This window comes from Psychrobacter sp. CX10 (assembly GCF_057621575.2).
Genome location: NZ_CM177736.1, coordinates 435185 through 460588, shown reverse-complemented (window position 1 = coordinate 460588; position 25404 = coordinate 435185). Strand labels below are relative to the sequence as shown.

Genomic DNA, 25404 nt, shown 5'->3' with positions numbered 1-25404 from the left:
GGAGTTAATATTGAAGTTAGAAGAACAGGAAGGCTTATTTTTTAGTGCGCTTTATCAGCTTCAAAAGTTACAAACCAACCAATAAATCTAATCTAAGAAAAATTAGTATGAACGGTATTTCAAAATCTTTACCTCATCTATTGATAAGCGTTATATTGACCATAACAAGCTGTCAATCCATAGCAGAACGTTCTAATTTTTCATCAGATAATACAAATAAAGTAGAGCCTATATCGGTTTACAACACTTCTATATTAGAAGATGAGGCGACTGCCATTGTATCTATTATTGAGAAATATAATGCTGATATGGTATTTATAACTCCTAAACCACATGAACCAAAAATTGAAGTTGGTGTTTGCTTTTATAACAAATTATCCACTGATTCAAAAAGCAATATTGAGAGTGAGTTAAGTTAAGCCATAGGTAAAAACGTTGTTAAAACACCTACGGCGCATTTAGTCCTTCCTATCGGCGGTTTAGATGAGTCTACTTATAAAAACTGTCCTTATGTTTATCAAAATCTCAATGCTTAATATTTAGGAATAATAGCATGGCCTAAAAAAGCCAGTCTCTTTTAAAGAAACTGGCTTATAATTACTTTATTTTATATACCTAGATTTTATACAGCTAAACTAATCTGCTTCATCGATCCAATTCATTTGAATCGCTTCTAAGATACCTTCGTTTGACTTGTTTGGGTCGTCGTCAAAGTCTTCTAATTCTGTTACCCAGCGATGTAAGTCAGTAAAGCGGATGTATTGCGGGTCGGTCTCTGGAAATTTCTCAACAAGTTCAATGGCGATGTCTAGGCTGTCTGTCCATTTTAGTTTTTGGTTCATGGTTATGTCCTTTTATAAGCTATTCATTGTGAATTTGAGTTTTAAATTTCTAATTGGTGCGGTAGTCTTTAATAACCCCACCCTACCATCTATTTGACTATGTGTTTTATTTTAGCATTCATTTTCAAGTTTTGCGCCAAGGCGACAACGAAGGTGCGGTTTAGCCTCGATTGTAGCGGATATACTTGGTGCAGCATCGTGGTACGGGCGCTTGAAAAGTGGCGGTATCGTAGTAGCAGGAACGACACGTTTCATTAGCGCCCGCCACGATGCAAGTCAAGATAGTAGCGAAAGCGAGATTGGCTCAAATTTATTCTACTGATGTTTTATAGCCATTTGATTGGTGTTCCATGTGGTTATAATCTCCGTTAAATACTCATCTTTCATGCCAAGGTCTTCGGGCTTTAAGACGTGATCGTTTTCTTTTAATACAAATTTAGTTAATCCAACTGCCATTAGATTGTTTTTGACATAGAAATGATGCTGGAAATATATGTATTTTTTATCCCACCCTTCTAAGGTGCTGGTCACAGTCATTTTGTTCAACAGTTTGATTTCTTTGAGATAAACCATTTCTTGCATCGAGATTATCCACTCAAGATCTCCCAAACTTTCTTTATTGACCAGCGTTATTAACCAGCCTGTTATATTTAATTCTATAAAAGAAAGATATCGGTAATTTGGTAGGTGTTTACGAAATCCCATGTCGTGCGGTAGCACTCTGTATTTTCTTATAAATGGATCAAACAACGCTTTTGTATCTTCAGATAATTCTGTTACTTGTGCCAATGTTTCTGTGTGGTTGCTCTGCGTGTGCTGGCTTTGTGTATTAGTTGATGGGTCTTGTACTTCGGTGTGCTTCTGCGCATCTGCAAGCTCTCGCGCTAACAATTTTTTTAAAACAAAGAAACGGATAAGCATGTTCATGATCGAAAATCCTTACGACATTTTTGGTTGATGTCTTTTGTGGTTTGTCGTGTACTGATTGTTATGTACTGTTTATTGAGGACGTGTTTGAGTCATATGGTGGCTGCTAAGTCTATACCGCCTTTTTGAAATTGTCAGCTTTGATTTGAGGTCTTTAAAAAAGTTATCAATTATTTAAATCATTTTAGGTTGAAAATTATGTCACTAAACCCCATTTTTAATACAGCCCCATAGCTCAATCCCAAGGTTAATGTTGTTTAGTTAACATTTAATCAATAATAATAGATTTGGGCGGTATGGGTACCTTATCAATTATTAACGTAATCAAATTTTTTATGGAGAGACACATGAATATTCGCCCTTTGCATGACCGCATTGTCGTACGCCGCGTTGAAGAAGAACAAAAAACTGCAGGTGGTATTTTATTGCCTGGCTCTGCGCAAGAAAAACCGTCTGAAGGTGAAATCTTAGCGGTTGGAAATGGTCAAATTCGCGATAACGGTGACGTTCGCGCTTTGGATGTGAAAGTTGGTGATAAGGTTTTATTCGGTCAATATGCGGGTCAAACTGTTAAAGTTGACGGTGAGGAGCTGTTGATTATGAAAGAATCTGATGTACTTGGTGTATTGGAAGGCTAATTGCATTTATCTCAGATAAATTATTTCAATATACCTAATTCTATCTGTGAAAACTTATTATATTTAAAACTAAAATACTTACTAATTAACGATAATAAATTGGAGAATAATTCTCATGGCAAAAGACGTAAAATTCGGTTTAGACGCACGCAATCAAATGATGGACGGCGTAAATATTCTTGCCAATGCGGTTAAAGTGACCCTTGGCCCTAAAGGTCGTAACGTTGTTATCGATAAGTCTTTTGGTGCGCCTAGCATCACTAAAGATGGTGTTTCGGTAGCCAAAGAGATTGAACTTGAAGATAAGTTTGAAAACATGGGCGCGCAGCTTGTGCGTGAAGTGGCAAGCAAAACTAATGATGTCGCCGGTGACGGTACAACAACGGCGACGGTATTGGCTCAATCTATCTTAGTTGAGGGTATGAAGTCGGTTGCTGCTGGCATGAACCCAATGGATCTTAAACGTGGTATCGATAAGGCGGTACGTGAGTCTGTGGCAAAAATCCATGAACTATCTACCCCTGCCGATGATGAAAATGCGATTGCTCAAGTAGGTTCAATTTCTGCAAACTCTGATCCTAAGATTGGTCAGCTTATCTCTGAAGCAATGAGTAAAGTTGGCAAAAAAGGTGTTATTACTGTTGAAGAAGGGTCAAGCTTTGAAGATACGCTTGAAGTGGTTGAGGGTATGCAATTTGACCGTGGTTATATTAGCCCGTACTTTGCCAACAACCAAGACAGCTTAACCGCTGAGTTTGAAAACCCTTATATCTTATTAGTCGATAAAAAAATCAGCAACATTCGTGAAATCGTACCATTACTTGAGCAAGTCATGCAGCAAAGCAAGCCGCTATTAATTATTGCCGAAGACGTTGAAAACGAAGCGCTAGCTACGTTAGTGGTTAACAACATGCGTGGTGGCTTGAAGACCTGTGCGGTAAAAGCACCTGGGTTTGGTGATCGCCGTAAAGCGATGTTAGAAGACATTGCAACCCTAACAGGCGCTACGGTTATCTCTGAAGAGATTGGCTTGAGCTTAGAGACTGCAACGATTGAGCAACTGGGTACTGCTAAGAAAGTTACTGTTGGTAAAGAGAATACCATTATCGTTGATGGCGCTGGTCAGAAGACGGATATCGATGCGCGTGTTGAGTCTATCAACCGTCAGATCGAAGAATCTACTTCTGATTATGACAAAGAGAAGCTTCAAGAGCGTGTGGCTAAATTGTCTGGCGGTGTTGCGGTTATTAAAGTTGGCGCAGCAACTGAAACTGAAATGAAAGAGAAGAAAGACCGTGTTGACGATGCCCTTCATGCAACTCGTGCTGCGGTTGAAGAAGGTGTGGTTCCTGGTGGCGGTGTTGCATTAGTACGTGCTATGGCTGCGATTAGCGAGCTAACCGGTGATAATGACGACCAAAATGCTGGTATCAATATCTTACGCCGTGCGATGGAATCGCCTTTACGTCAGATCGTTACTAACGCTGGTGATGAAGCATCTGTTGTGGTTAACGAAGTTAAAGCGGGTTCTGGTAACTATGGTTACAATGCGGCAACTGGCGAATATGGCGATATGTTAGATATGGGTATCCTTGACCCTGCCAAAGTTGCACGCTCTGCCCTTGAACATGCAGCTTCTGTGGCAGGTTTAATGCTGACTACTGAAGCAATGATTACTGACAAGCCTGAAGCTGCTGATCCTATGGCTGGCATGGGCGGTGCTGGTGGTATGGGCGGCATGGGTGGTATGGGCGGCATGATGTAAGTTATGCATATTTGCTGCAAAACGATTCCTCTTTGTTTAACGAGCTTAATGTACTATCTTCGCTCGCGAACCTCGATAAATCGTTTATCGCTACAATATGAATTAAATTAAATTGTAGTTATTATACACAGCTGTTTATACGCTTAATCGCGTTAATAAGACCCCAATAAGCAATTGCTTATTGGGGTTTTTATATCGGGTACTATGATAGATTGATTGACAGCGTTATAAGCAACGTTATCTGCAATGTTATTAACGCTCATCCCGCCTAAACATCAACGTTTTATCATTAGACGCTTCATCCACGTAATAATAACCATCTAAGTTAAAGCCTTTTAAATCTTCTACCTTGGTGATTTTATTTTCCGCAGCATATCTCATCATTAGTCCGCGTGCTTTTTTGGCGTAAAAAGCGATGACTTTAAACTTACCATTTTTTTCATCTTCAAAACGTGGGGTAATAATAGGTGCATTCAATGCTTTTTTCTTAACGGATTTAAAATATTCATTAGAGGCAAGATTAACAAGCACATTGTCTTCATCTTTAGCCGTATCTTGCATATATTGATTAATGATAATGGCAATATGCTCGCCCCAAAACTCATATAAGTTGTTGCCACGTTCGTTTTTAAGCTTTGTACCCATCTCTAGCCGGTATGGTTGGATTAAGTCGAGAGGTCTAATTATGCCGTATAATCCGGATAAGATGCCTAAATGCTTATCGGTATAAATAACAGCGTCTTTATCCATGTTATACATATCTAGACCTGTATAGACATCTCCATCGAACAAAAATCCTGCTGGCTTTGCATTGTCATCTGTAAAAGGTTTTTGTTTACTCCACACCCACTCTTGATTTCTTTGAGCATTCAATTGTGCTAGGTCATCAGAGATGCCCATCAATTCTTGCAAATCTGTTGGTTCTTTAGACTTTAAAATCTTCATTAAAGATTGAGCGTGTTCAATCAGTGCTGGTTGACTGTAATAATTACCAACTTTTACTGGAACTGCATCACTTTCATTTAAGCTCTTCGCAGGCGATAAAACAAAGTACATAGATATGTCCTTAATTAAACAATTTAATAAGTTATAAACGTGATTTATAGTTTTTATAAATATGTCTGTAGATTATCATAACTATGTGTTTCTATACAGGTAGAGACTTAAGACTTAATTTAGAGAGTTATGTACAAGGTTATTAATAGGGGGCTTTGAATAAAGAGAGATAAAGCTTATATGAGTTAAAACTCATATTTGAGTTGAATTTTAAATAAATACCTTTTAGTTTATTATAGGATATAAAAGAACCTATAAATTTGTATTTAAATTAATATATGTAGATTCATAAAATAATTTAAATGTTAAATCTATTAAATTAAGTTGTGCAGATTGTTATCAAATGTAACTCACCGGTCATAATTCTTGAATGAAATTTATAGGTTTATGTTCTTATAATAAATATCAGTGATATATATTTAATACTCATTTATTTAATTTATAACCTTTGGTTTTACTCACGTAAACCAGAGGTTTTTTAACCGTTAGTTTATTTTAATTATTAGTTTTTTTAGTGAAGGGTTTTTACCCACTAATAAAAACGTTTAATACTTGAATGTTAATAGATCAAAAGATTTATAACCATTATTTAGCTAGGAGCGAACATGATAATAGGCACTATCCAAGCAAAACAGGCCCACGAAGGCCGAGTTGCCATAACTCCCGATGCAGTGAAAAAACTTATTAAGCTTGGACACGATGTCATTATTGAATCTGGTGCTGGGCATCATGCGTATTACGATGATGGCGCATATTCAGCTGCAGGCGCTAAAGTGGTTAGTGAGTCTGACGTCTTAAAAGATGCTAATATTGTGTGTGTGGTTCAAGATTTAACACCCGAGCAAATCTCTCAACTATCGAGCGGAAGTATAGTAGTTGGTATGTTAGATCCATACCGTAACGAACATCTTGACGCGTATGCAAAACAGGGTGCGACTACCTTTGCCATGGAATTACTACCTCGTACCCTATCTCGTGCTCAAAATATGGATGTACTGTCTTCTCAAGCCAACCTTGCTGGGTACAAAGCAGTACTAATGGCAGCGAATGAATACGCCCGCCCCTTCCCCATGTTTATGACATCAGCGGGTACAGTTAAACCAGCAAAATTGATTGTGCTGGGTGTTGGCGTTGCAGGTCTTCAAGCCATTGCAACTGCGAAGCGTTTAGGCGCAGTCGTAGAAGCGAGTGACTTACGCCCCTCTGTCAAGGAACAAGTAGAGTCACTTGGCGGCAAATGGCTGGATGTACCGATGAGCGATGAAGAAAAAGAGAAAGCGAAATCTACGGGTGGGTATGCATGGACACCGTCTGAGCAATATATGAAAGATCAAGCAGCAGTTGTCGATAAAGCGGCATCGAACGCCGATATCATTATTACTACGGCGCAGATACCTGGCCGCAATGCGCCTCGTCTTATTCACAAAGCCACGTTGGATAAAATGAAGCCAGGCTCTGTATTGATTGATATGGCGGCAAGTTCAGGTGGTAATGTTGAAGGTACGGTATCCGGTGACACTATTGTGACAGATAATGGCGTACGTATCGTTGGTGCTGCCAATATTCCAGCCTTATTGGCTGCGCAGTCTTCAGATCTGTATGCAAACAATTTAGTAAACTTTATCACCACCCTTTTTGATAAAGAGAATGACAATGCATTGGCCATTAATCTTGAAGATGAAATTCAAGGTGCCTTGGCAGTGACTCATAATGGTGAGGTGCGATTAAAGCGTAAATAGATAGATAGCTTGGTAACTTGGTAACTAAATAGCTATCTAGCTTGAGGCCATGTTCAAATGTTTGGTTCATATGTTTTATTACTAAATGCTTGAGGGCTCAAAGTACGCGTTTTTAAGACGCTTACATTTATAAGAACACGGTATGCTTACGTAAAAAATTTAGAAAAATTTCAGGAGAAGACTATGCTTGCTACGGTATTAGCAACCGCACCATTGGGGGCAGCCATAACTGGTGGCACCCCATTTGTCGCGATATTTACCATTTTCGTACTTGCAATATTTGTGGGCTATTATGTAGTTTGGGGCGTGACCCCGGCGCTTCATACCCCGCTCATGGCTGTTACTAATGCCTTGTCTAGTATCGTTATCGTTGGTGCTATGCTCCAAACCATTTATATTGGTGGTAGTGCATTATCCATAACCAGCATACTTGGCGCATTCGCCGTATTCTTAGCAAGTATTAATATTTTTGGTGGTTTTGCTGTCACTGAACGTATGCTCGCTATGTTTAAACCCAAACCTAAAAAAATTAAACCTGTAGCGGACACTAAGGGAGGTGATGCATGAGTCAGGATTTATCTCACATGAATTGGATCGCCGCCAACGCTGATTGGTTCTATCTCATCGGTGCTATACTTTTTGTTTTAACTTTACGGGGTCTATCCAGTCCAAAAACTGCCATTCGTGGTAACCGATTTGGTATGGCAGCGATGGCAATTGCGGTACTAACCACATTTTTCTTAGCTGAAGGTCCTGTTCTATGGCTTATCATTGGTGCTATGATTTTGGGCGCTATCGTTGGTATGTGGAAAGCTAAAACAGTTGCGATGACACAAATGCCTGAGACTGTGGCGTTGATGCACTCTTTTGTTGGTCTTGCAGCAGTTGCTATTGCTTTAGCCACTGTGTTAAATACGACACTAGAACATAGTACTATTGCTCGCATTGAATTATTCATTGGCTGCTTTATCGGTGCGATTACTTTTTCAGCGTCTGTATTTGCGTTTGGTAAGCTCGCTGCTAAAAAATGGGCGAAAACAATCAGCGGTGCATGGGTCAAGCCAGTTCAACTTATCTTGTTTGTGGCCATGCTAGCGTTCGGCGGCATTTATTTTGTTACTGAATCAATGCCTGCCTTCTATGCCATGACTGTCTTAGCTGTTATATTTGGCTGGATGTGGATTGCCCCAATCGGTGGTGGCGATATGCCAGTCGTTGTATCACTATTGAACTCTTTTTCTGGTTGGGCAGCTGCGGGTATTGGTTTTACGCTTGGCAACTCAATGCTTATAATTGCAGGCTCACTAGTAGGGTCGTCTGGCGCTATTTTGTCATACATTATGTGTAAGGCTATGAACCGCTCTTTAGTGAATGTATTGTTTGGTGGTATCAGTACAGCTGCCGTGACTGGCGGTGATGATGACGGTGCTCCCAAAACATATAAGTCAGGCTCAGCTGAAGATGCTGGATTCTTAATGAGTAATGCAAGCGACGTTATTATTGTTCCAGGTTATGGTATGGCGCAGGGTAGAGCACAAAACGCCGTTAAAGAGCTGTATGAGCTATTAAAAGAAGAAGGTGTCAACGTACGCTTTGCGATACACCCTGTTGCGGGTCGTATGCCCGGTCATATGAACGTACTATTGGCAGAAGCTGATGTGCCTTATGATGATATCTTAGAGATGGATGAGATTAACTCAGACTTCCCAAGTACAGATGTGGTATTAGTAATTGGTGCAAACGATGTTGTAAACCCATCTGCTAAAGACGATCCAAACTCACCAATCTTCGGTATGCCAATTCTTGAAGCTTCTAAAGCGCAGACTGTGATGGTTATTAAGCGTTCGATGAGTACAGGTTACGCAGGTCTTGATAACCCACTATTCTATCTTGATAAAACCATGATGATCTTTGGTGATGCTAAGAAAATGGTGGAAGAGATGGTTCGTACAATTAATGGTAGCGGACACTAGTATCTAATTGCACTTATTAGTAAATTAAGACAGCTTTGGCTGTCTTTTTTATAATCTAAAGTTTAGAAAATGTGGAATTATAGGGTTATTAAAGTAAGGCCGATACCTATAAAACGATATTTAGTTACTTAACTTAATGAACCTACCAAATTGGTAAGGATTGCTTACAAAATACCCTAAATGCAGACGTTGTAAATGTAACAAGGTATGACCATATATAAGGTATAGTCTACAATCAAAGTGTGTAGATATCGATGTTTAGAGATATAATTCATGAATAAATATCTAATTCTTTTTTTATATCAAACTCATGTTTATATAGTCAAAGAAATCTAACTTGATGACAAGGCAGGCGAATGCAAGTACTACCTTAGTAAGGCGAGAGAGGTTAACACTCTAAACGTTTGGTATTTCGCTGACTACAGTGTTAGATTTTTATGCATATTTACTAATTTCGATTCAATTACTCTAACTACACGATACAATTTTGATTTTACACATATTCAAATAATTATTTCGAGGTCATTTAAATGTTTAATAAATTAAATAATAAAAAAGTTACTAAACTTGTGGCTGGTATGGGTCTAGCAACTGCTGCAGCTGTAACGTCAACTGCTGCTATTGCCGGCACATTAGCGCCCGCTACTGCTGAATATAACTTTACGGTTGATAATAAATATAAAGGTACAGCAACGCGTAGCTTGACTAAATCTGGCAACTCATGGAATTACAAAGTAAATGCTAGAGTGGCTGGTGTTGCTACCGCAAATCAATCTAGTAACTTTACCTTAAGTGGTAACAACGTCATACCAAATAGTGCAAGTACATCTTATAGGCTATTTGGTGTAGGTCGAACCCATAAAATGAACTTCAGTAATGCGGGTAAACGTGTGACCAGTACCTATCGCGGTAAGTCTCACAACTTATCAGCGCCTTCTACAGCTTATGATGACTTAAGCTTAGAGGCTCAAATTAGACAAGACTTGTTATCAGGTAACTTCTCTGGTAACTATTACATGGTCAAAAAAGACAAGGTTGAGAGAACCCCGTTTAGAAAGTTAGGCAATACCACTGTGACTGTACCTGCAGGTACATATAATACAGTTCGAGTTGATCGTATACACGATGATAACTCTCGATCAACCAGCTTTTGGCTAGCGCCTAGTTTGGATTATTTACCAGTCAAAGTTACGCAAATTAATGACGGTAAGAAGATGGAAATGGAATTGACTAAAGTTCGCTAAACTTGGTTGAAGTAACTTAAATCTATAGACTTTATAAACTATTGACTTTATAAACTATAGACTTTATAAACTACAAACACTTATTTAAATATAAAAAAGGAACTCTTTATAGAGTTCCTTTTTTTATTTGTACCGGCTATTTTATCAATATAATATTCGACTTTATAAATACATCTATAGTCAAAGAAGTCTAAAATGGTTACAAGTCAACCGAGTGCAAGTACTATTCATTTAGGCCTAGCGAGGTTAACGCTGTAACCGTTTAGTAGTTCTTTGACTATATTAAAAAACCATTAATTTAAAGTCATCTATTTACAGACATTTATCAATGACAACTGCTCATTGATAAATTATATATAAACGTTAGACTTAACAACATACTAAAACAGCTAATTAATGGGCTTTAAACGGCTTTTAAATGGCTATGTTGGTTTTTAAAACGCTGGGATTGTAGCCAATATATAACAGCATATAAGACCACACCTATAGCATAGCTGACATATTCATGAGGTAAGCTTAATACCTCTTGAACCACATTAGGTATCATAAGTAGCAAACTGATCATTATTAATAAGATAACTTCTAGCAAATTGGTTTTGACTCGTATCCAGCGCTGAGTCGCTGAAGAAAATGCCAACATACCCAGTACCGCCATACCGAAGATAAGAGCAATTTCGAGGGGATTTGTAATCCATTCCCAACCTGAAGGATCTCTTGGATTAGCTGGATCAACACCTTCTATTAATAATAACTTAGGGTTAAAAAAGAACATAAACGGTAAAATTGCGGTGCGTATATCATAAGCAAAGCCTTGTATCCCTGTTTTGATAGGGTCAGATTTTGCGATACCTGCAGCTGCATAAGCCGCCATCCCAACCGGCGGTGTATCATCAGCAAGGATACCGAAGTAAAATACAAATAAATGGGCGGCAATAGCCGGAACCATATAACCTAAATCACTACTTAATCCTAGGATAACTGGCGCGGTTAAAGAGGCCATTACGATATAGTTTGCAGTGGTTGGCAAGCCCATACCCAGTACAAGACAAACAATGGCAGTTAGTGCGAGTACTGCTAGAATATACCCTCCAGACAATACTTCAATAACATCCGCTAATATGAGGCCGACTCCTGTAATCGTCACTGAACCCACAACAATACCCGCTACTGCAGTAGCAATCGCAATCGGTACCATGTTTTTAGCGCCATTGACCATACCAGAAGTGATGTCATGAACCACTATTTTAAAATTCTCAACAAGATTTAAACCATTCTTAGCCCATAGAGATTTAACAAAAGGCTGCACAACCATGATTGCCATTAATACTAAAATGCCGTTAAATGCTGCACGCTGTGGTGACATACGCAGGACAACAAGCGTGTACATGAGATAGAAGACAGGTAATAAGAAATGCAGACCACTGACAAACACGCCCCAAACTTTAGGCAAGCGATCTTTAGCCTCGCCTTTAATTCCTAACTTTTTTGCCTCTAAATGCACGATATAAAACAAGGCAATATAGCTCACAAAAGCTGGAATGGCGGCGGCCATAATAACGCCTGCATAGTCCATGCCCAAGAACTCAGCGATAATGAATGCCGCTGCCCCCATAATTGGTGGCATTAGCTGACCATTGGTTGAGGCGGCAACCTCTACAGAAGCAGCTTTGTGACTTGGAAAACCCAGGCGCTTCATGAGCGGAATGGTAAAGGTTCCTGTTGTCACTGTATTGGCAATAGAAGACCCAGATATGATACCCATCATACCAGACGCTGCTACTGACGCTTTGGCAGGACCACCATCAAAGCGGCCCAAAGCCGCGTAAGCTAAATCGATAAAATACTTGCCCGCCCCTGCGCGCTCGAGTAAAGCACCAAATAACACAAATAAGAACACATAACTTGCACTAACCCCTAGAGGAACACCGAAAATACCTTCTGTGGTCAGGAACATTTGTCCCATCATTTTATTAATGCTGGCCCCTTTATGCGAAATCATATCTGGCATAAATTGACCAAATTTAACATAGGCTAAGAATACTATGGCAATAATAGCCAATGCAGGGCCCAGTGCACGACGTGAAGCCATCAGTAGCAATAACGTACCCGCTAAAGCAATCCACACATCCATTGGTAGCCAAGCACCAGAGCGCGCATTTAACGCATCATAAAATATAAATATGTAAAGTGATGTTGCCGCTGCAATAAAACCTAGCGCGTAGTTCCATATTGGTATGCTAGACATGGTTCTTTTGGTACGAAACATCGGATACATCAAAAATGTCATCAGCAATGCAAACGCCAAATGGATTGATCTAACAAACACATCATTAAATGGAATTAAAACTACATACAGCTGAAAAAATGACCACAAAAAAGCAATCACACCAATAAAGATATAGCCAAACGAATTGGTAGGTAATACACGCTTACCTTCTAACACATCAGCAGTGTCTGTATGAGCATCATCCAAGCTATTCAAAGAGGCGTTATCATTCATGCTAGCCTCAGAGGTATTATTATTCATGTCATTCTCCAAGAATAATTTTCAAAAAAATAAGCACAGACCAAATGATCTGTGCCTATTCAGTAATTAACGCATAATAACAAGATACCTTACTGAGCGTTAGCTGACATAATACCTTCTTTTTCAAATACCGCTGCTGCTGCAGGATGTTGAGGTACAGCTAAGCCTTCTAGTAACGACTCTTTAGTAATGTTTTTATAAGCAGGATGCGACTGTTTGAATTCATCAAAGTTGTCAAGTATCGCTTGTGTGATCGTAGCGACCGCATCGTCTGCCATATCTTCGCGAGTTACCAATACCGCTTTCACACCGATACTTGGTGTGTCCGCTTCTACCCCTTCATAGTATTCAGCAAGGATAGTGCCTTTCGCGTAATATGGGTTTTCTGCAACCAGCTTATCAACACCTTCACCATCAATAGGCACTAGGTCGATATCTACTGAGTTTGATGCATCTTTGATGTTAGCAGTTGGGTGACCTACCATGTAAAAATAACCATCAACTTTATTATCTTTAAGCATGGTTGGGCCTTCTGAGGCTTTAAGCTCATTAGCAAAAGCTAGGTCATCAATACTAATACCACTAGCATCAAACACAGCTTCAGCCGTCATGCGGTTACCACTACCTGGTACATCAACGTTAATCTTTTTACCTTTAACGTCCATTAATGTTTTAATACCAGAATCTTTACGTACTACTAATGATAGTAACTCAGGATAAATGGCTAATACGCTGCGTAGCTCTTCAACAGGTGCATCGGCGAACTTACCCTCACCATTTAAAGCTTGAAAAGCTGTATCACTTTGAGCGATACCAAAATCTAGCTCGCCGGCTTTGATAGTGTTTACGTTATATACTGAACCACCTGTTGACTCAACAGAGCAGCGTATTGGGGTTTCGGCAGCTTTTACCATACGGCAAATTGCGCCGCCCGTAGGATAATATGTACCTGTAACACCACCCGTACCAATAGTGATGAACTTAGTATCGGCTGTAGATGCATCCGCGCCAGCTGTATCAGTGGCTGATTCGGTGCAACCTGTCACCATAAGCATACTTAGAGTAATCGCTGATAACGATGTTAATAGTTTCATATTAAATATCCTGTAATATAGACTTCAATTAAGTTTGTAATACTAATATACATATCAATTACATTTAGTATCAATCGCTAAATAATATTACACTTTTATGAGTAAGTCTACTTTAGATTTTCCAAAATAGAATTTAACAATTAACAAAACAATGTCATTACAGCATTGAAGTCTAACTAGGTGTTCGTTTATTCATTGAAGGAAGACGTTTTAATAATTTAAACATCCAAATATTAATCAGCAATATCAATACCGTATCAATTAGATATACCCATAAGACGTTAATACCACTATCATAAAATCTTGAAAACGTCGTCACTCCACTTGCGCCCAAATATACTAAGGTGAACATACTACCTAAGAGTAGCGCATAAGCAGACTTACCCTTAACTATCCAAGGAGTTAGAATAAATGCAGGCACTAACCATAGCAGTTGCCATGCAATACCTCCTATTAAGTCTGGTTGCGTTATTAATAGTAGGTTTAGCATGAGCGGCAAACCAATGGCACGATATAACAGCCATGTCATCCAAGTAACAAATAACCAGCGCTGATATTTAGTAACCTCATTTGTAGTACTCGATTTAATTTCTTTTGAACCATTATCTGGATTTACATCAGTTCCCATATTAAGACCAGCTTGCATTGATTAACGCTCGGCTAGAATTGGCCAAACGTTTACCTTGGGATATTGCAAGAGCACGCTCATCTTTTGTGACAGGCTCGTTATGCTGTGACCCACTTACGTGACTGGCACCATAAGGGGTACCGCCTCTATTAGTACGACCAAGCTCTGGATTTGAGTATGGTAATCCTAAAACCATCATACCGTGATGTAATAATGGCATCATCATGGTTAACAATGTCGTTTCTTGACCGCCATGCATTGATCCTGTACTGGTAAACACAGTCGCAGGCTTATTTTGTAAATTGCCAGCCAACCATAATGTCACCGTACTGTCCCAAAAATGCTTCATTGCGCCTGCCATATTACCAAAGTGCGTAGGGCTACCTAAAGCCAATCCCGAACACTCGCGTAAATCTTCCATCGTGCAGTACAAATCGCCGTCTTCTGGTATAGCGGGTTTAATTTCTGTGGTTTCGGTGGCCACTTTTGGCACCGTGCGAATACGCGCCGTCATACCCGCATCTTCGATACCTTGCGCTATGGCGTAAGCTAATTCTTTGGTAGTGCCATATTGAGAATAATATAATACCAATACATAACTAGATTGCTTCATTCTTTTCCCTTCATGGTTTGAGTTTGCATGTTCTGATTGAGTTGTTGTAGTGTTTTGAGTTGTCGTAGTGTTTTGAGTGCTCATAGTGTTTTGATTGGACATAGTGTTTTGATTGGACATAGTGTGTAGTGCCTTTAAAGAATGATAGGAATAGGTATATAGAAATAGATATATAAAATTCGTTTGTTATTCTAAAACTTAATAGTACTGCTACTCTTTTATCAACGAATCTATTAATCAACGACACTGTTATTATACGAAACTATTAATTGACAATAATGTTGATGAATCAAATATTGATTAATGAAACGATTGCATGCGTTTTCAGACCGCCTAATATGTCATATATTTTGATTATTATGCCACAAACATGACTGAAATTTAGAAACTTACTAACGCTTATTGATTTTTTTGATAAACTACCCACACCTTCCATGAAGAAATATTACTGACATGACTAACTTGTTAAAAAAACTTCCATTTTATGATCATACTTGGTTTAGCTTTGTTAGATTTTTGGTACGTCATTATCTAGAAGATAATTGCCAACAAAAAGCGGCGTCGCTTACTTACACCACCATGTTATCTATCGTACCGATTATTACGGTACTATTAATGATCTTATCTTCTGTACCAGCTTTGGAGTCAGTACGGGAGCAGATCTCTCAACTCATCTACAGCAATTTATTGCCTCAATCGAGTATTCAAGTCAGTGAATATATCAATAATTTTGCAGAAAAATCGAGTAATCTAACTGCCATTGGCGCCATGGTGTTATTCGTCACGACGATCATGACATTAACTACGATAGAACGCGCGTTTAATCAAATTTGGCGGGTAGAAAATCGTTCAGGTGGCTTTAAAAGTGTGATTCGCTACTGGACAATCATAACCTTAGGCCCACTGGTTTTAGGTACTGCCTTTATTGTCTCCAGCACACTACAAAGTTTAAATTTTTTAAATCAACAAATTGCAGGCTATGGAATTGATTGGACCTTTTGGGTTCAAGCTGTATCATACTTGATCACTATCGCCGGCTTTATTGGCATGTATTGGTTTATTCCTAAAGCGAAAGTACCGTTTAAGAGTGCCGCTATAGCGGGTTTGATTGTTGCCATTTTATTTGAATTAATCAAATATTTCTTTGGTACGGTCATGTCGAACTTTACCAGTTACGAAGCCATTTATGGTGCATTTGCAGCGTTACCAATTTTTTTACTATGGATTTATTTGTCATGGAATCTCATTTTACTTGGGGTAGAGATTAGTTATACCTTAACTATTTATGCCACGGGTGAAGTGTATCCGCGTCATCCCTTATTAAGCTTACTCGATATGCTAAACCTTACCTATGATCGTTATAAAGAAGGTGAGTCGGTAGGTGAAGAAGAATTAAGAAATGTATTGGGACGCAAAGAGCTACCTAAATGGTTCACTTATCTAAACTACCTGCAAGACAGCAACCTAATTACCATTACTCAAAATGGCGATTACGTTCTTAAAAAGGATTTAAAAGGTATTACCCTTTGGGATTTTTACCGCACTCTACCCTACCCACTACCTATTAAAGATGAGCTTGACTCCATGGATCCTAATCGTGATGACCCTTGGATAAACTTATTAACCCAGCGCCTGATTAATACTGAGCGCTGTGCTAAGCAGGAATTAGATCTATCTTTACATCAAATATTTGAAAACAGTAAACCGCGCAAAAAAGTCCCCGCCCATAAGCAGAAATCCGATTCTCAATATGCCGATAGCAAAAAAGACTTAAAGAATTATCGCTCTGCTATTTCACAGGCGAGATCTAAAGATAATAATTCTGAACCTAAGTATGAGCCCGAGGCCTTTGAGGCGGATGCGCCTGTTGTAGAGGACAATACTCACACTGAAGCGGTTATACCGAAAGACGGTACAGACATAGACAAATCAAACCGCTTAGAGAATACCAATAATAGCGTCCAATCAGATGCCCACTCAAGTGTTTGGTCTAGCAAACGCCATGGGCTACTAGGTGTACTAAATTCACCTAAAGATGCCCCCATTATTACCGAAGATGACAACCCAGACAGATAGCACTATCAAAGCATCTGTTGATGCTAAAACATACAAAAATTCGTGTTCAGCACTAAGCAATAAATTTAATCAACAGACCCTAATATATAAAGAAAGTAGATAAATCATATGACGCAAAATTCTGGACTCAGCATACTTGATATTAGTGCTATATTTTTGAGCATCTCTGCCCTTCTCGCTTACGTTAATAAGCGCTTTATCGGTCTACCTACCACCATAGGTGTGATGGTTATCTCTCTACTGGTGTCAATCTTTGCTATTTTTTTAGGGCTCCTAGGCTTTGATGAGCTTGTTGACTATGAAAAAAGCCTACTGTCACAGTTAGATTTTACCGAAGTTTTATTGGATGGAATGCTCTCAATGTTGCTGTTTGCAGGCGCTTTACACGTTAATATTAGGGACTTACGTGCTTACAAACTGCCCATTGGTTTATTGGCCGTATTGGGCACATTAATTTCATCATTTTTGATTGCCAGCGCCATCTATTTGACCATGCCACTTTTAGGGTTTGAGCTTGGGTTTATATGGTGCTTATTGTTTGGCGCGCTCATTTCACCCACCGACCCAATTGCAGTAATGGGCATATTAGCCTCGGCAGGTGCGCCAAAAAGCTTAGAGACTGTGATTGCTGGCGAGTCTTTATTTAATGATGGTATCGGCGTCGTTATCTTCGTATTACTTTTGGGTATTTTGACCAGTGGCGACATACCGACAGGATCTTATATCGCCCATGCGTTGGCCGTAGAAGCTGGCGGCGGTATTCTTTTTGGTCTTGTATTAGGAAGTATTATCTATTACTTATTACAAAGTATTGACAGCTATCAAGAAGAGGTACTTATTACTTTAGCAGGTGTTTTAGGCGGTTATGCATTGGCCAGCCACTTCCATCTATCTGGCCCTTTAGCTATGGTGATGATGGGTTTAATGCTTGGTAATCATGGCCGTGCTTATGCGATGAGTGATGAGACCCGCCATTATGTTGATTTGTTTTGGGAACTTATTGATGAGATTTTAAATGCGATCTTATTTGTGCTCATTGGTTTGGAGGTCGTGGTAATTGCGTATTCTGGTAATTTATTTATAGCTGCTGGGCTTGCAATCATTATTGCTTTACTTGCCCGATTCATTGTCGTAGGCATGACCACCAAATCCTTAAGTAAACAGCTTGATCTACCTGAAGGGGCTTGGAAGGTTTTGACTTGGGGAGGACTGCGCGGCGGGATTTCAGTTGCTTTGGTACTACAACTGCCTATAGGACCAGAAAGAGATGTTTTATTAACCTTAACCTATGCCATCGTCATCTTCTCAATTTTGGTTCAAGGCTTAAGTATCGGCAAAGTTGCAAAAAGTGTTAGCGCTAGTGAAACATAATTCGCTAGTGAAAATCAGACGGCCAATGAAACTCAGTTTTAAATATGTTTTCGTCAAGGATTTTTAAGCTTAGGTCTTTAATTAAGGAAATTGTATGCTAAATTCTACTAAACAACGTCATCTTAAACGTATGAATAAAATGGTAATTAATACGCTACTCATTGGTTTGAGCAGTCTGACTGTTGTTGGCGTTGTTAGCGTTGTTGGCTGCGACCGTAATGACTCAAAGCCTGATGATGTCGTTAATGCAGAAGACAGCACGCTTGAGCCCACGAAATTAAGTGAAGATTCAGACAATTTTGACAATAACAATAATAGTGCCGGTGATGGCTCTATGACTACAGAAACGACGAGCGAAACTAATACGACAAACAGTCTAGAAACCTCTAATTCTGATGTCACCGCTTCTAACGCTGCAAATGATGCTATGTCTAAGGCGAATCAATTAGATATGAATGACTTGATGTTAAATAAGCCTAGTATTGTTATAAGCATGGTGTCCAACTTTCAGGCAGGATCGCCAGAAGCTACATTAAAAAAAGCGCTTAATACGATATATTATGGTAATGCAAAAGATGCGGTTCAATATTACGAGACCGATATTGAAGATTTTGCCAACGAGCTTGAACAGACTCAGATATTCTTTCAAAAAACCGTCCAACAAGTGGTTATCGAAGACGTGACATTTAACGAGGACAAAACTCAAGCCGTTGTCACTGGCAAAATCTCGTTAGTTGGTGTTGATAAACCTGATGTTGCGGAGTTTAGCTTAAAAAAAGTTGACGGCGTGTGGAAGTTGTTAGGCTAACGGCTTATTTACTTAAGTCTATTATTGTTGTATGGCTATATTCGAGAACGGTTTTATATCAAATTTAGCGTTATAAACATACTTAAACAACTTTACCTAGGGTTATAACGTCAGCAGTAAAGTCACCCATATCACAAATATCAGGCATAAGCCCCCATCGTTTAAATCCATGCTTCGTAAATAAATCAATACTCGGCGTATTGTGCGCAAATATGAGCGCTACGATATTTATGATGCCAAGTGTTGGGGCTTGTTTTATCATCCACGTTAATAAGCTATCCGCAATGCCCATGCGCTGAAAATGATTGTTGACATAAATACTGATTTCACTACTGATATTATATGCAGCACGGCTTTTTAAATCACTAAAGCTGCCCCATGCTACCAACTCATTTGATGCCGTTTTGACCACATATATCGGTCTTTTTGCATTACTTAAGTGAGCATCAAACCACCCTTGCTTATCTAAAATACTGATTGTCTTCAAATCCGCCGTTGACTTTTTTGAAGCTATACTTTGGTTATATATTTCAACAACTTGGGGTAGGTCATCAGGCTGTGCTAATGATATAAAGACGTTGGGTTGGGTATTATTATTCAAAAATAACGGGATTTCGGTAATTTGCAAGCGTTATACTCCTAAATTAAGCACGCACAAGTAATGAGTTTGTAGAGTTAATAGACTCTTTAACAGGCGCTTTAAAAATTCTTTATCAGGCGCTTTAACAGATTCTATATCAAGCCCTTTATCATATACTCTAAACCATCTCAAATTCAGCAAACCACTAAATGGTTACGATATCAACCTCACTAAGTCGGCATGAGACGTACGTGAACACGATTGCTTTTATGATCATTTTAGACTTCGTTGACTATAACCATAGTTTTGTTTTATTTTAAACTTCGTTCATTCTTATTTTACATTATAATAGGCATCAACTATCTTATTTTGAATATCAACTGATACTAAACTGACGCTAACCGCAAAGGCTTTATGAAAACAATTTTTTTAGACTTGGCTAAACTTGACCAAATAGATAGCGATACGCTACCCGTTAAAAATATCATGACAATTGGCAACTTTGATGGTGTCCATCTTGGTCATCAGGCGATGCTAACTAAGCTTAAACAAACCGCTCAGCAAAGCCAATCTGCAACCATGGTTATGATATTTGAACCTCAGCCTCGTGAATACTTTGCGATGCTCAAAGATGATCTTAGCGCCGCACCTGCCCGTTTGACCTCACTACATGAGAAGCTGCACCTACTGGAAGCGGTTGGCATAGATACAGTTGTGGTTGCAAAGTTTGATGAGGCGTTTCGCTCATTATCGGCTACTGCTTACGCAAATATATTAACGCAAAATTTAAATGTCACCGCTTTAGTATTGGGTGATGACTTTAAGTTTGGTCAAGACCGCAGTGGCGACAGTCAATTTTTGCGTGACTATGGTCTTATAGTTACGAACCTAAATACGATTACAGATTCTAAGATAGACAGTGACGGTCAAAACATTCAACTTGAAGACGACCGTATAAGCTCAACAAGAATACGTGATCTGTTAAACCAAGGTGATTTAACAACTGCCAATCATTTGCTAAACCGCGATTACAGCATCACTGGAATGGTGGTTGGCGGCGATAAAATTGGGCGTACGCTTGATTTTCCTACTGCAAATATAGCGCTGAATCGTATTCGTCCTGCTTTACATGGCGTATACGGTGTGGATGTCACGGTTGTAAATGAATCAGGGGACTGCGTACCCAATGCATTTGAAACCTTTGCAAAACCGAGTCAACAAGGCATCCAAGGCTTACGCCCACACAGCTTATTTGGTACAGCGAATATTGGCATTCGACCTTCTGTCGATCGCCCGCGCGATTGGCGTCTTGAAGTGTTCTTTCCCGAATTTTCTGGCGATCTATACGGAAGTATCTTGAATGTACGTTTTCTGCATTTTTTACATGGGGAGCGTGAGTATGAAGGTTTGGATGCCCTTAAAGCGGGTATTCAACAAGATGTTGTAGATCTTATTAACTGGAGACACAGCCATTGAGATTAAGCAGTCAATCGTATTAATAAATCTCTAGTCGCAATAAAGCAAATTTTAAAGCTTATTTGGCTAAACATTTATTTAAAGATATTTATTAAAGTCGATGCGTTTTAATCCATTCGATTTGATGTTATTCCTAGTATTGACTTAGTGGCAGCTAAAGCAGCATGGTAGCAGCTTTCAACACGCCCTTCATCGCACCAATCACCCGTGACTATCCATCGTTTGTCTGTATCAACATACGCCAATTGGTTTGAATTTTGAATATTTAGTTCAGTTGCAGCATAGCGCCAACGATGACAGTCGATATGTACTGGTTTTTGATGTTGTGTCCAGCCCATTATCTTTTGAGTCTCATGCAATAGAGTGTCGATTATACTGTCCATATCCTCATTGACATGTTTTTGCGCCCACTCATTACCTGAGTAAACAGTCATACTTGGCAATATATGCTCGCGTCCTGGCTTGCGGTTCTCTATAAACATTTTACTTAACACTGGTGAGTCTTCACGACTATTTCTCATTTCAAGTACATCCCATTCGATGTCATTAAATATTGATTGAGCACCATCTTGAGAATCTTGCCATCCAAGCATTAATACATAACTTGCAAGCATGCTGTGCTGTTTGACCTGCTGTTTAAATTTAAAAGAGGTCTGCTCAATAAGTTCATAAGCCTGAGCTTGTGGAGCAGTACAAACTACCCAATCAAACCTTCCCAAGTCCTTTCCAGTCTCATCGAATAGCTGGGTAGTTGTCGACTCAGTACAAGCGTGCTCAGCATTTGTATATGGAGTACTGGTAGACTGAATGCGAGTAGATTCATTTAAATTAGAACTATCTAAACCATCTTGTAAAGGTACCACTCGAGTCTTAAAACATAGCGTCGTGTGCTTAAGCTTATTTGCAATTTGTCGTCCTAATGTAGTCATTTTTGGGCAACTGATATATCTAGGATGATTCAAGCTCCATTGATCCGATGGCTTTATAGAAGCGTCAGTATGAGCATCATTTTCTAAATTTATTGGGTTTAGTGTTGCAGTCTTTGCAAGCCACGGGGTAATAGCGCCCTGTTTTAACCAAGGTTTAAGATAAGTTTGAAACGCATCGGACTTGGCGGTAAAAAACTGCGCACCAAAATCAAACTGCCACTTGCCAGACAGATTAGACGTCTGTTCAGGGCTTTTATAGCGTGTAGCAAGGCGACCAACCCCTGCTGATTTTTCAAAGATTTTAATGTCTATAGGAACGTTAGACTGTTGAGCGTATTGCTCTATTAAATCGGCAGTAATAAGCCCGGTTAATCCTCCGCCTATAATAGCGATTCTACAAGGCTTACTGGGAGTATTATCTAAAAACTGTGACTTGTAATTAACTGAAGATGTCATAAGAACAACGCTGATTAAAGTATAGAATAAAAGGAAGAATTTAAATTAAGTATTCGAAGTTATAACTATAGCTATTAAAGAACTGCTAGTTTAAAAAAGCCGTATCTATTTCAGCATAAATAAACCCTCCATTCAATTCAAATTTATTGAATAAAATGGAGGGTTTATGGTCTTAAATTAATTATATTTATCGACTAAGCGATTTATTGACCCGACTTAACTGTATTTATTAAATCATCAATTACTGCCGCATCTGCTAACGTCGATAAATCTCCTAAGCCCTCATACTCGCCTGCTGCTAGTTTGCGTAGAATACGGCGCATTATTTTACCCGAACGGGTCTTAGGTAAGGCATCCACAATGTAAATGGCATCTAAGTTTGCAATAGGACCAATCTCGGTGCGAACGTGTCGATTAATCTCGTTACGTAAGCGCTCACTATCCTCTTCGCCATGTCTTAGAATAACGTATGCACAAACCCCTTGACCTTTTAGGTCATGCGGCATACCTACAATAGCAGACTCTGCTGCAGCCGGATGCGAGACCAGCGCACTTTCAATTTCAGCAGTACCTAAACGGTGACCTGATACGTTAAGTACATCATCGACACGGCCAGTAATCCAGTAATGTCCATCTTCATCACGTAATGCGCCATCACCTGTAAAATAGCTACCCGGATAGGTACTATAATAAGTCTCTAAGAAACGGTCATGATCGCCATAGATAGTGCGCATTTGTCCCGGCCAGCCACCTTTGATGATTAAATTACCTTCTGCTGGCCCGTCAAGTTCAGTGCCTTCTGAGTCAACAATAGCCGGTTCGATACCGTAAAGCGGATTCATGGCCGAACCTGGCTTCATATCAACAGTATTAGGAATAGGAGACATCAAGATACCACCGGTTTCTGTTTGCCACCATGTATCAACAATAGGGCAACGGCTCTCACCTACCACACTGTAGTACCAGTTCCATGCTTCAGGATTGATGGGCTCTCCTACTGAACCTAAAAGCCTTAGACTTGAACGATCAGATTCTCTGACATACGCATCACCCTCTTTCATCATCGCCCGAATGGCGGTGGGTGCAGTGTATAAAATACTGACATCATGCTTGTCAATAATATGACCAATACGCGCCCATGTTGGATACTGCGGTACCCCCTCGAACATGACAGACGTTGTACCGTTTGCTAGAGGCGCATACGTCACATAACTATGTCCTGTAATCCAGCCCACATCCGCTGTACACCAAAACACATCATCGGGTTTGACATCAAATACATCTCTAAATGTCGATACTGCATAGGTCAGATAACCACCAGTCGTATGAACGACTCCTTTAGGTTTGCCTGTAGATCCAGAGGTATATAATAAAAACAACGGATCTTCGGCATTCATCGTTTCAGGTTTACAGTCTTCTTGAGCGTTATCAATCACAGTGTGATACCACACGTCACGGCGTCCACTCATTGGTACCGAATTACCCGTACGATGCACCACAATGACTTTTTCAATACAATCGGTGCCATCTACATCCAGTGCTCTATCGACATTGGCTTTGAGCGGTGTATGGCGACCGCCACGTGTACCTTCATCAGCGGTAATGACTAATTTGGCTTGGCTATCAATGATACGACTGGCAAGACTCTCAGCTGAAAACCCACCAAAGACAACCGTATGTACAGCGCCAATACGTGCACACGCTAACATTGATACAATGGCTTCTGGCACCATTGGGAGGTACAAAATAACTCGATCACCTTTTGTGACACCCATCTTGCGCATGGCATTACCCAAACGGCAAACCTCAGCATGCAGCTCCTTGAATGAAATAATTCTGTGTAGTGACGGGTGGTCGCCTTCCCAGATAATAGCAGGCTTATAAGGATTGACTTCTAAATGACGGTCTAAACAGTTTACGGATACGTTCAGCTCACCATCTTCAAACCATTTTATTGAGAAGTTATCTAAATCGTAGTTAACGTTTTTGACTTTGGTAGGTGTTTTTATCCAATCTATCAGTTTCGCCCGTTCTGCCCAAAATGACTCATTATTCCCAATTGAGTCTTTATAGGTCTCAGTATATTTTTCGGGATTACAGTTTGATTGTGCAGCAAAGTCTGCACTCGCTGGAAATTGATTCATATAAAAGTCCTTTTTTATTTCAATAAAATTACTATCAGTAACTCAACGGCATAAATATATTAACTCACATCATTACTGCTCACACTTCCTGTTATTTACAGTCTTTACTAGCTTTTAATTACTTATACTAGCATAACAAATTTGAGGGCTATTAAAGTATTTAAGAATGGTTATTCAGATAGTAGTATTTAAACCCTTGAATTTAAAACTTCAATTTCTAAAGCCTTGTATCTAAAGCTCACTATTTAGACATTCTAATTAAAATCAAATAATAAAAGCATCTATAATGAATATAGTCTATTAGATTAGATGTTAAAATGCCTACCTGACAAATAAACTCACACCTTAATTGCCATATTTATTAAATGATATTGATACATAATAAGCCAACTTATTCATTAAATGAAATGATTAAGTATGGCAGTTTTGTTGGTATTATACCGTCTTTTGCATCAACACTTTTTTCGTTACGGCTGCGTTATAGCTTTGATACTTATATAGTTTTGATAGATTATATA

21 protein-coding genes are annotated in these 25404 nt (G+C 39.3%); 11 read left to right on the top strand and 10 right to left on the bottom strand.

From position 1 onward, the window contains the following. Nucleotides 1–107 precede the first annotated feature (107 nt). On the top strand, nt 108–419 hold the full coding sequence (locus AC21OH_RS01845) for a hypothetical protein (RefSeq protein WP_487371511.1): 312 nt from the start codon (nt 108–110) through the stop codon (nt 417–419). Nucleotides 420–635: 216 nt separating this feature from the next. Here the strand turns inward: AC21OH_RS01845 and iscX are convergent, their stop codons facing one another. Together iscX and AC21OH_RS01835 are read right to left on the bottom strand one after the other, a co-directional pair. After that, nucleotides 636–842, bottom strand: coding sequence for a Fe-S cluster assembly protein IscX (gene iscX, locus AC21OH_RS01840; RefSeq protein WP_487371512.1), 207 nt, complete (start codon nt 840–842; stop codon nt 636–638). A 315-nt stretch (nt 843–1157) separates the two neighbouring features. Continuing rightward, nucleotides 1158–1769, bottom strand: a complete 612-nt coding sequence (locus AC21OH_RS01835; RefSeq protein WP_487371513.1) for an acyl-CoA thioesterase — start codon at nt 1767–1769, stop codon at nt 1158–1160. A gap of 347 nt (nt 1770–2116) precedes the next feature. On the opposite strand from AC21OH_RS01835, the gene AC21OH_RS01830 reads away from it, so the two are divergent. Together AC21OH_RS01830 and groL are read left to right on the top strand one after the other, a co-directional pair. Further along, complete coding sequence (locus AC21OH_RS01830) at nt 2117–2407, top strand: co-chaperone GroES (RefSeq protein ID WP_486536374.1); 291 nt, start codon at nt 2117–2119, stop codon at nt 2405–2407. Between the two features lie 115 nt (nt 2408–2522). Continuing rightward, the gene (groL, locus tag AC21OH_RS01825) at nt 2523–4172 is read left to right on the top strand and encodes a chaperonin GroEL (RefSeq protein ID WP_487371514.1); all 1650 of its coding nucleotides are present in this window, start codon (nt 2523–2525) and stop codon (nt 4170–4172) included. A 252-nt stretch (nt 4173–4424) separates the two neighbouring features. On the opposite strand, the gene yaaA is transcribed toward groL, so the two are convergent. After that, entirely contained in the window at nt 4425–5228 is an 804-nt protein-coding gene (yaaA, locus tag AC21OH_RS01820; RefSeq protein ID WP_487371515.1) for a peroxide stress protein YaaA, read from the bottom strand. A gap of 605 nt (nt 5229–5833) precedes the next feature. Here yaaA and AC21OH_RS01815 point away from each other — a divergent pair. The 4 genes from AC21OH_RS01815 to AC21OH_RS01800 all read left to right on the top strand — a co-directional run bounded on the left by AC21OH_RS01815 (nt 5834) and on the right by AC21OH_RS01800 (nt 10184). After that, nucleotides 5834–6967, top strand: a complete 1134-nt coding sequence (locus AC21OH_RS01815; protein WP_486536377.1) for a Re/Si-specific NAD(P)(+) transhydrogenase subunit alpha — start codon at nt 5834–5836, stop codon at nt 6965–6967. Between the two features lie 225 nt (nt 6968–7192). After that, nucleotides 7193–7534, top strand: a complete 342-nt coding sequence (locus AC21OH_RS01810; RefSeq protein ID WP_486536428.1) for a proton-translocating transhydrogenase family protein — start codon at nt 7193–7195, stop codon at nt 7532–7534. Between the two features lie 17 nt (nt 7535–7551). Continuing rightward, nucleotides 7552–8940, top strand: coding sequence for an NAD(P)(+) transhydrogenase (Re/Si-specific) subunit beta (locus tag AC21OH_RS01805; RefSeq protein ID WP_486536430.1), 1389 nt, complete (start codon nt 7552–7554; stop codon nt 8938–8940). A 530-nt stretch (nt 8941–9470) separates the two neighbouring features. Then, nucleotides 9471–10184: a DUF3108 domain-containing protein gene (locus tag AC21OH_RS01800; protein WP_486536378.1), complete on the top strand. Its 714-nt coding sequence runs from the start codon at nt 9471–9473 to the stop codon at nt 10182–10184. A gap of 403 nt (nt 10185–10587) precedes the next feature. Here AC21OH_RS01800 and AC21OH_RS01795 read toward each other — a convergent pair whose 3' ends face one another. The 4 genes from AC21OH_RS01795 to wrbA all read right to left on the bottom strand — a co-directional run bounded on the left by AC21OH_RS01795 (nt 10588) and on the right by wrbA (nt 15046). Beyond that, nucleotides 10588–12711 carry a TRAP transporter permease gene (locus AC21OH_RS01795; RefSeq protein ID WP_487371260.1) on the bottom strand — a complete coding sequence of 708 codons (2124 nt, stop codon included), beginning with the start codon at nt 12709–12711 and terminating at the stop codon, nt 10588–10590. An 89-nt stretch (nt 12712–12800) separates the two neighbouring features. After that, the gene (locus AC21OH_RS01790; protein ID WP_487371259.1) at nt 12801–13805 is read right to left on the bottom strand and encodes a TAXI family TRAP transporter solute-binding subunit; all 1005 of its coding nucleotides are present in this window, start codon (nt 13803–13805) and stop codon (nt 12801–12803) included. A 172-nt stretch (nt 13806–13977) separates the two neighbouring features. Then, on the bottom strand, nt 13978–14433 hold the full coding sequence (locus AC21OH_RS01785; RefSeq protein ID WP_487371258.1) for a hypothetical protein: 456 nt from the start codon (nt 14431–14433) through the stop codon (nt 13978–13980). Nucleotide 14434: 1 nt separating this feature from the next. Continuing rightward, the gene (gene wrbA / locus AC21OH_RS01780) at nt 14435–15046 is read right to left on the bottom strand and encodes an NAD(P)H:quinone oxidoreductase (protein WP_487371262.1); all 612 of its coding nucleotides are present in this window, start codon (nt 15044–15046) and stop codon (nt 14435–14437) included. Between the two features lie 453 nt (nt 15047–15499). Between wrbA and AC21OH_RS01775 the strand changes: the two genes are divergently transcribed. The 3 genes from AC21OH_RS01775 (at nt 15500) to AC21OH_RS01765 (ending at nt 19301) form a co-directional block, all read left to right on the top strand. After that, nucleotides 15500–17122, top strand: coding sequence for a YihY/virulence factor BrkB family protein (locus AC21OH_RS01775; protein ID WP_487371257.1), 1623 nt, complete (start codon nt 15500–15502; stop codon nt 17120–17122). Nucleotides 17123–17230: 108 nt separating this feature from the next. Next, nucleotides 17231–18493 (top strand): cation:proton antiporter, encoded by a 1263-nt coding sequence (locus AC21OH_RS01770; RefSeq protein ID WP_487371256.1) that lies wholly within the window; start codon nt 17231–17233, stop codon nt 18491–18493. Between the two features lie 94 nt (nt 18494–18587). Beyond that, nucleotides 18588–19301: a hypothetical protein gene (locus AC21OH_RS01765; RefSeq protein ID WP_487371255.1), complete on the top strand. Its 714-nt coding sequence runs from the start codon at nt 18588–18590 to the stop codon at nt 19299–19301. Between the two features lie 82 nt (nt 19302–19383). Here AC21OH_RS01765 and AC21OH_RS01760 read toward each other — a convergent pair whose 3' ends face one another. After that, nucleotides 19384–19929 (bottom strand): GNAT family N-acetyltransferase, encoded by a 546-nt coding sequence (locus AC21OH_RS01760; RefSeq protein ID WP_487371254.1) that lies wholly within the window; start codon nt 19927–19929, stop codon nt 19384–19386. Between the two features lie 366 nt (nt 19930–20295). Between AC21OH_RS01760 and ribF the strand changes: the two genes are divergently transcribed. Next, nucleotides 20296–21357 (top strand): riboflavin biosynthesis protein RibF, encoded by a 1062-nt coding sequence (gene ribF / locus AC21OH_RS01755; protein ID WP_487371253.1) that lies wholly within the window; start codon nt 20296–20298, stop codon nt 21355–21357. 107 nt (nt 21358–21464) lie between these two features. On the opposite strand, the gene AC21OH_RS01750 is transcribed toward ribF, so the two are convergent. Further along, on the bottom strand, nt 21465–22742 hold the full coding sequence (locus AC21OH_RS01750) for an NAD(P)/FAD-dependent oxidoreductase (RefSeq protein WP_487371252.1): 1278 nt from the start codon (nt 22740–22742) through the stop codon (nt 21465–21467). A 203-nt stretch (nt 22743–22945) separates the two neighbouring features. After that, entirely contained in the window at nt 22946–24886 is a 1941-nt protein-coding gene (gene acs, locus AC21OH_RS01745) for an acetate--CoA ligase (RefSeq protein WP_487371251.1), read from the bottom strand. Nucleotides 24887–25404: the final 518 nt, after the last annotated feature.

Excerpts from the sequence above, each read along its gene's own strand:
- AC21OH_RS01845 (WP_487371511.1), top strand. The coding sequence starts at position 108 with ATGAACGGTATTTCAAAATCTTTACCTCATCTATTGATAAGCGTTATA.
- AC21OH_RS01800 (WP_486536378.1), top strand. The coding sequence starts at position 9,471 with ATGTTTAATAAATTAAATAATAAAAAAGTTACTAAACTTGTGGCTGGT.
- ribF (WP_487371253.1), top strand. The coding sequence starts at position 20,296 with ATGAAAACAATTTTTTTAGACTTGGCTAAACTTGACCAAATAGATAGC.
- AC21OH_RS01775 (WP_487371257.1), top strand. The coding sequence starts at position 15,500 with ATGACTAACTTGTTAAAAAAACTTCCATTTTATGATCATACTTGGTTT.
- AC21OH_RS01785 (WP_487371258.1), bottom strand. The coding sequence starts at position 14,433 with ATGGGAACTGATGTAAATCCAGATAATGGTTCAAAAGAAATTAAATCG.
- iscX (WP_487371512.1), bottom strand. The coding sequence starts at position 842 with ATGAACCAAAAACTAAAATGGACAGACAGCCTAGACATCGCCATTGAA.
- AC21OH_RS01750 (WP_487371252.1), bottom strand. The coding sequence starts at position 22,742 with ATGACATCTTCAGTTAATTACAAGTCACAGTTTTTAGATAATACTCCC.
- wrbA (WP_487371262.1), bottom strand. The coding sequence starts at position 15,046 with ATGAAGCAATCTAGTTATGTATTGGTATTATATTATTCTCAATATGGC.
- groL (WP_487371514.1), top strand. The coding sequence starts at position 2,523 with ATGGCAAAAGACGTAAAATTCGGTTTAGACGCACGCAATCAAATGATG.
- acs (WP_487371251.1), bottom strand. The coding sequence starts at position 24,886 with ATGAATCAATTTCCAGCGAGTGCAGACTTTGCTGCACAATCAAACTGT.
- AC21OH_RS01805 (WP_486536430.1), top strand. The coding sequence starts at position 7,552 with ATGAATTGGATCGCCGCCAACGCTGATTGGTTCTATCTCATCGGTGCT.
- AC21OH_RS01835 (WP_487371513.1), bottom strand. The coding sequence starts at position 1,769 with ATGAACATGCTTATCCGTTTCTTTGTTTTAAAAAAATTGTTAGCGCGA.
- AC21OH_RS01770 (WP_487371256.1), top strand. The coding sequence starts at position 17,231 with ATGACGCAAAATTCTGGACTCAGCATACTTGATATTAGTGCTATATTT.
- AC21OH_RS01830 (WP_486536374.1), top strand. The coding sequence starts at position 2,117 with ATGAATATTCGCCCTTTGCATGACCGCATTGTCGTACGCCGCGTTGAA.
- yaaA (WP_487371515.1), bottom strand. The coding sequence starts at position 5,228 with ATGTACTTTGTTTTATCGCCTGCGAAGAGCTTAAATGAAAGTGATGCA.
- AC21OH_RS01790 (WP_487371259.1), bottom strand. The coding sequence starts at position 13,805 with ATGAAACTATTAACATCGTTATCAGCGATTACTCTAAGTATGCTTATG.
- AC21OH_RS01765 (WP_487371255.1), top strand. The coding sequence starts at position 18,588 with ATGCTAAATTCTACTAAACAACGTCATCTTAAACGTATGAATAAAATG.
- AC21OH_RS01795 (WP_487371260.1), bottom strand. The coding sequence starts at position 12,711 with ATGAATAATAATACCTCTGAGGCTAGCATGAATGATAACGCCTCTTTG.
- AC21OH_RS01815 (WP_486536377.1), top strand. The coding sequence starts at position 5,834 with ATGATAATAGGCACTATCCAAGCAAAACAGGCCCACGAAGGCCGAGTT.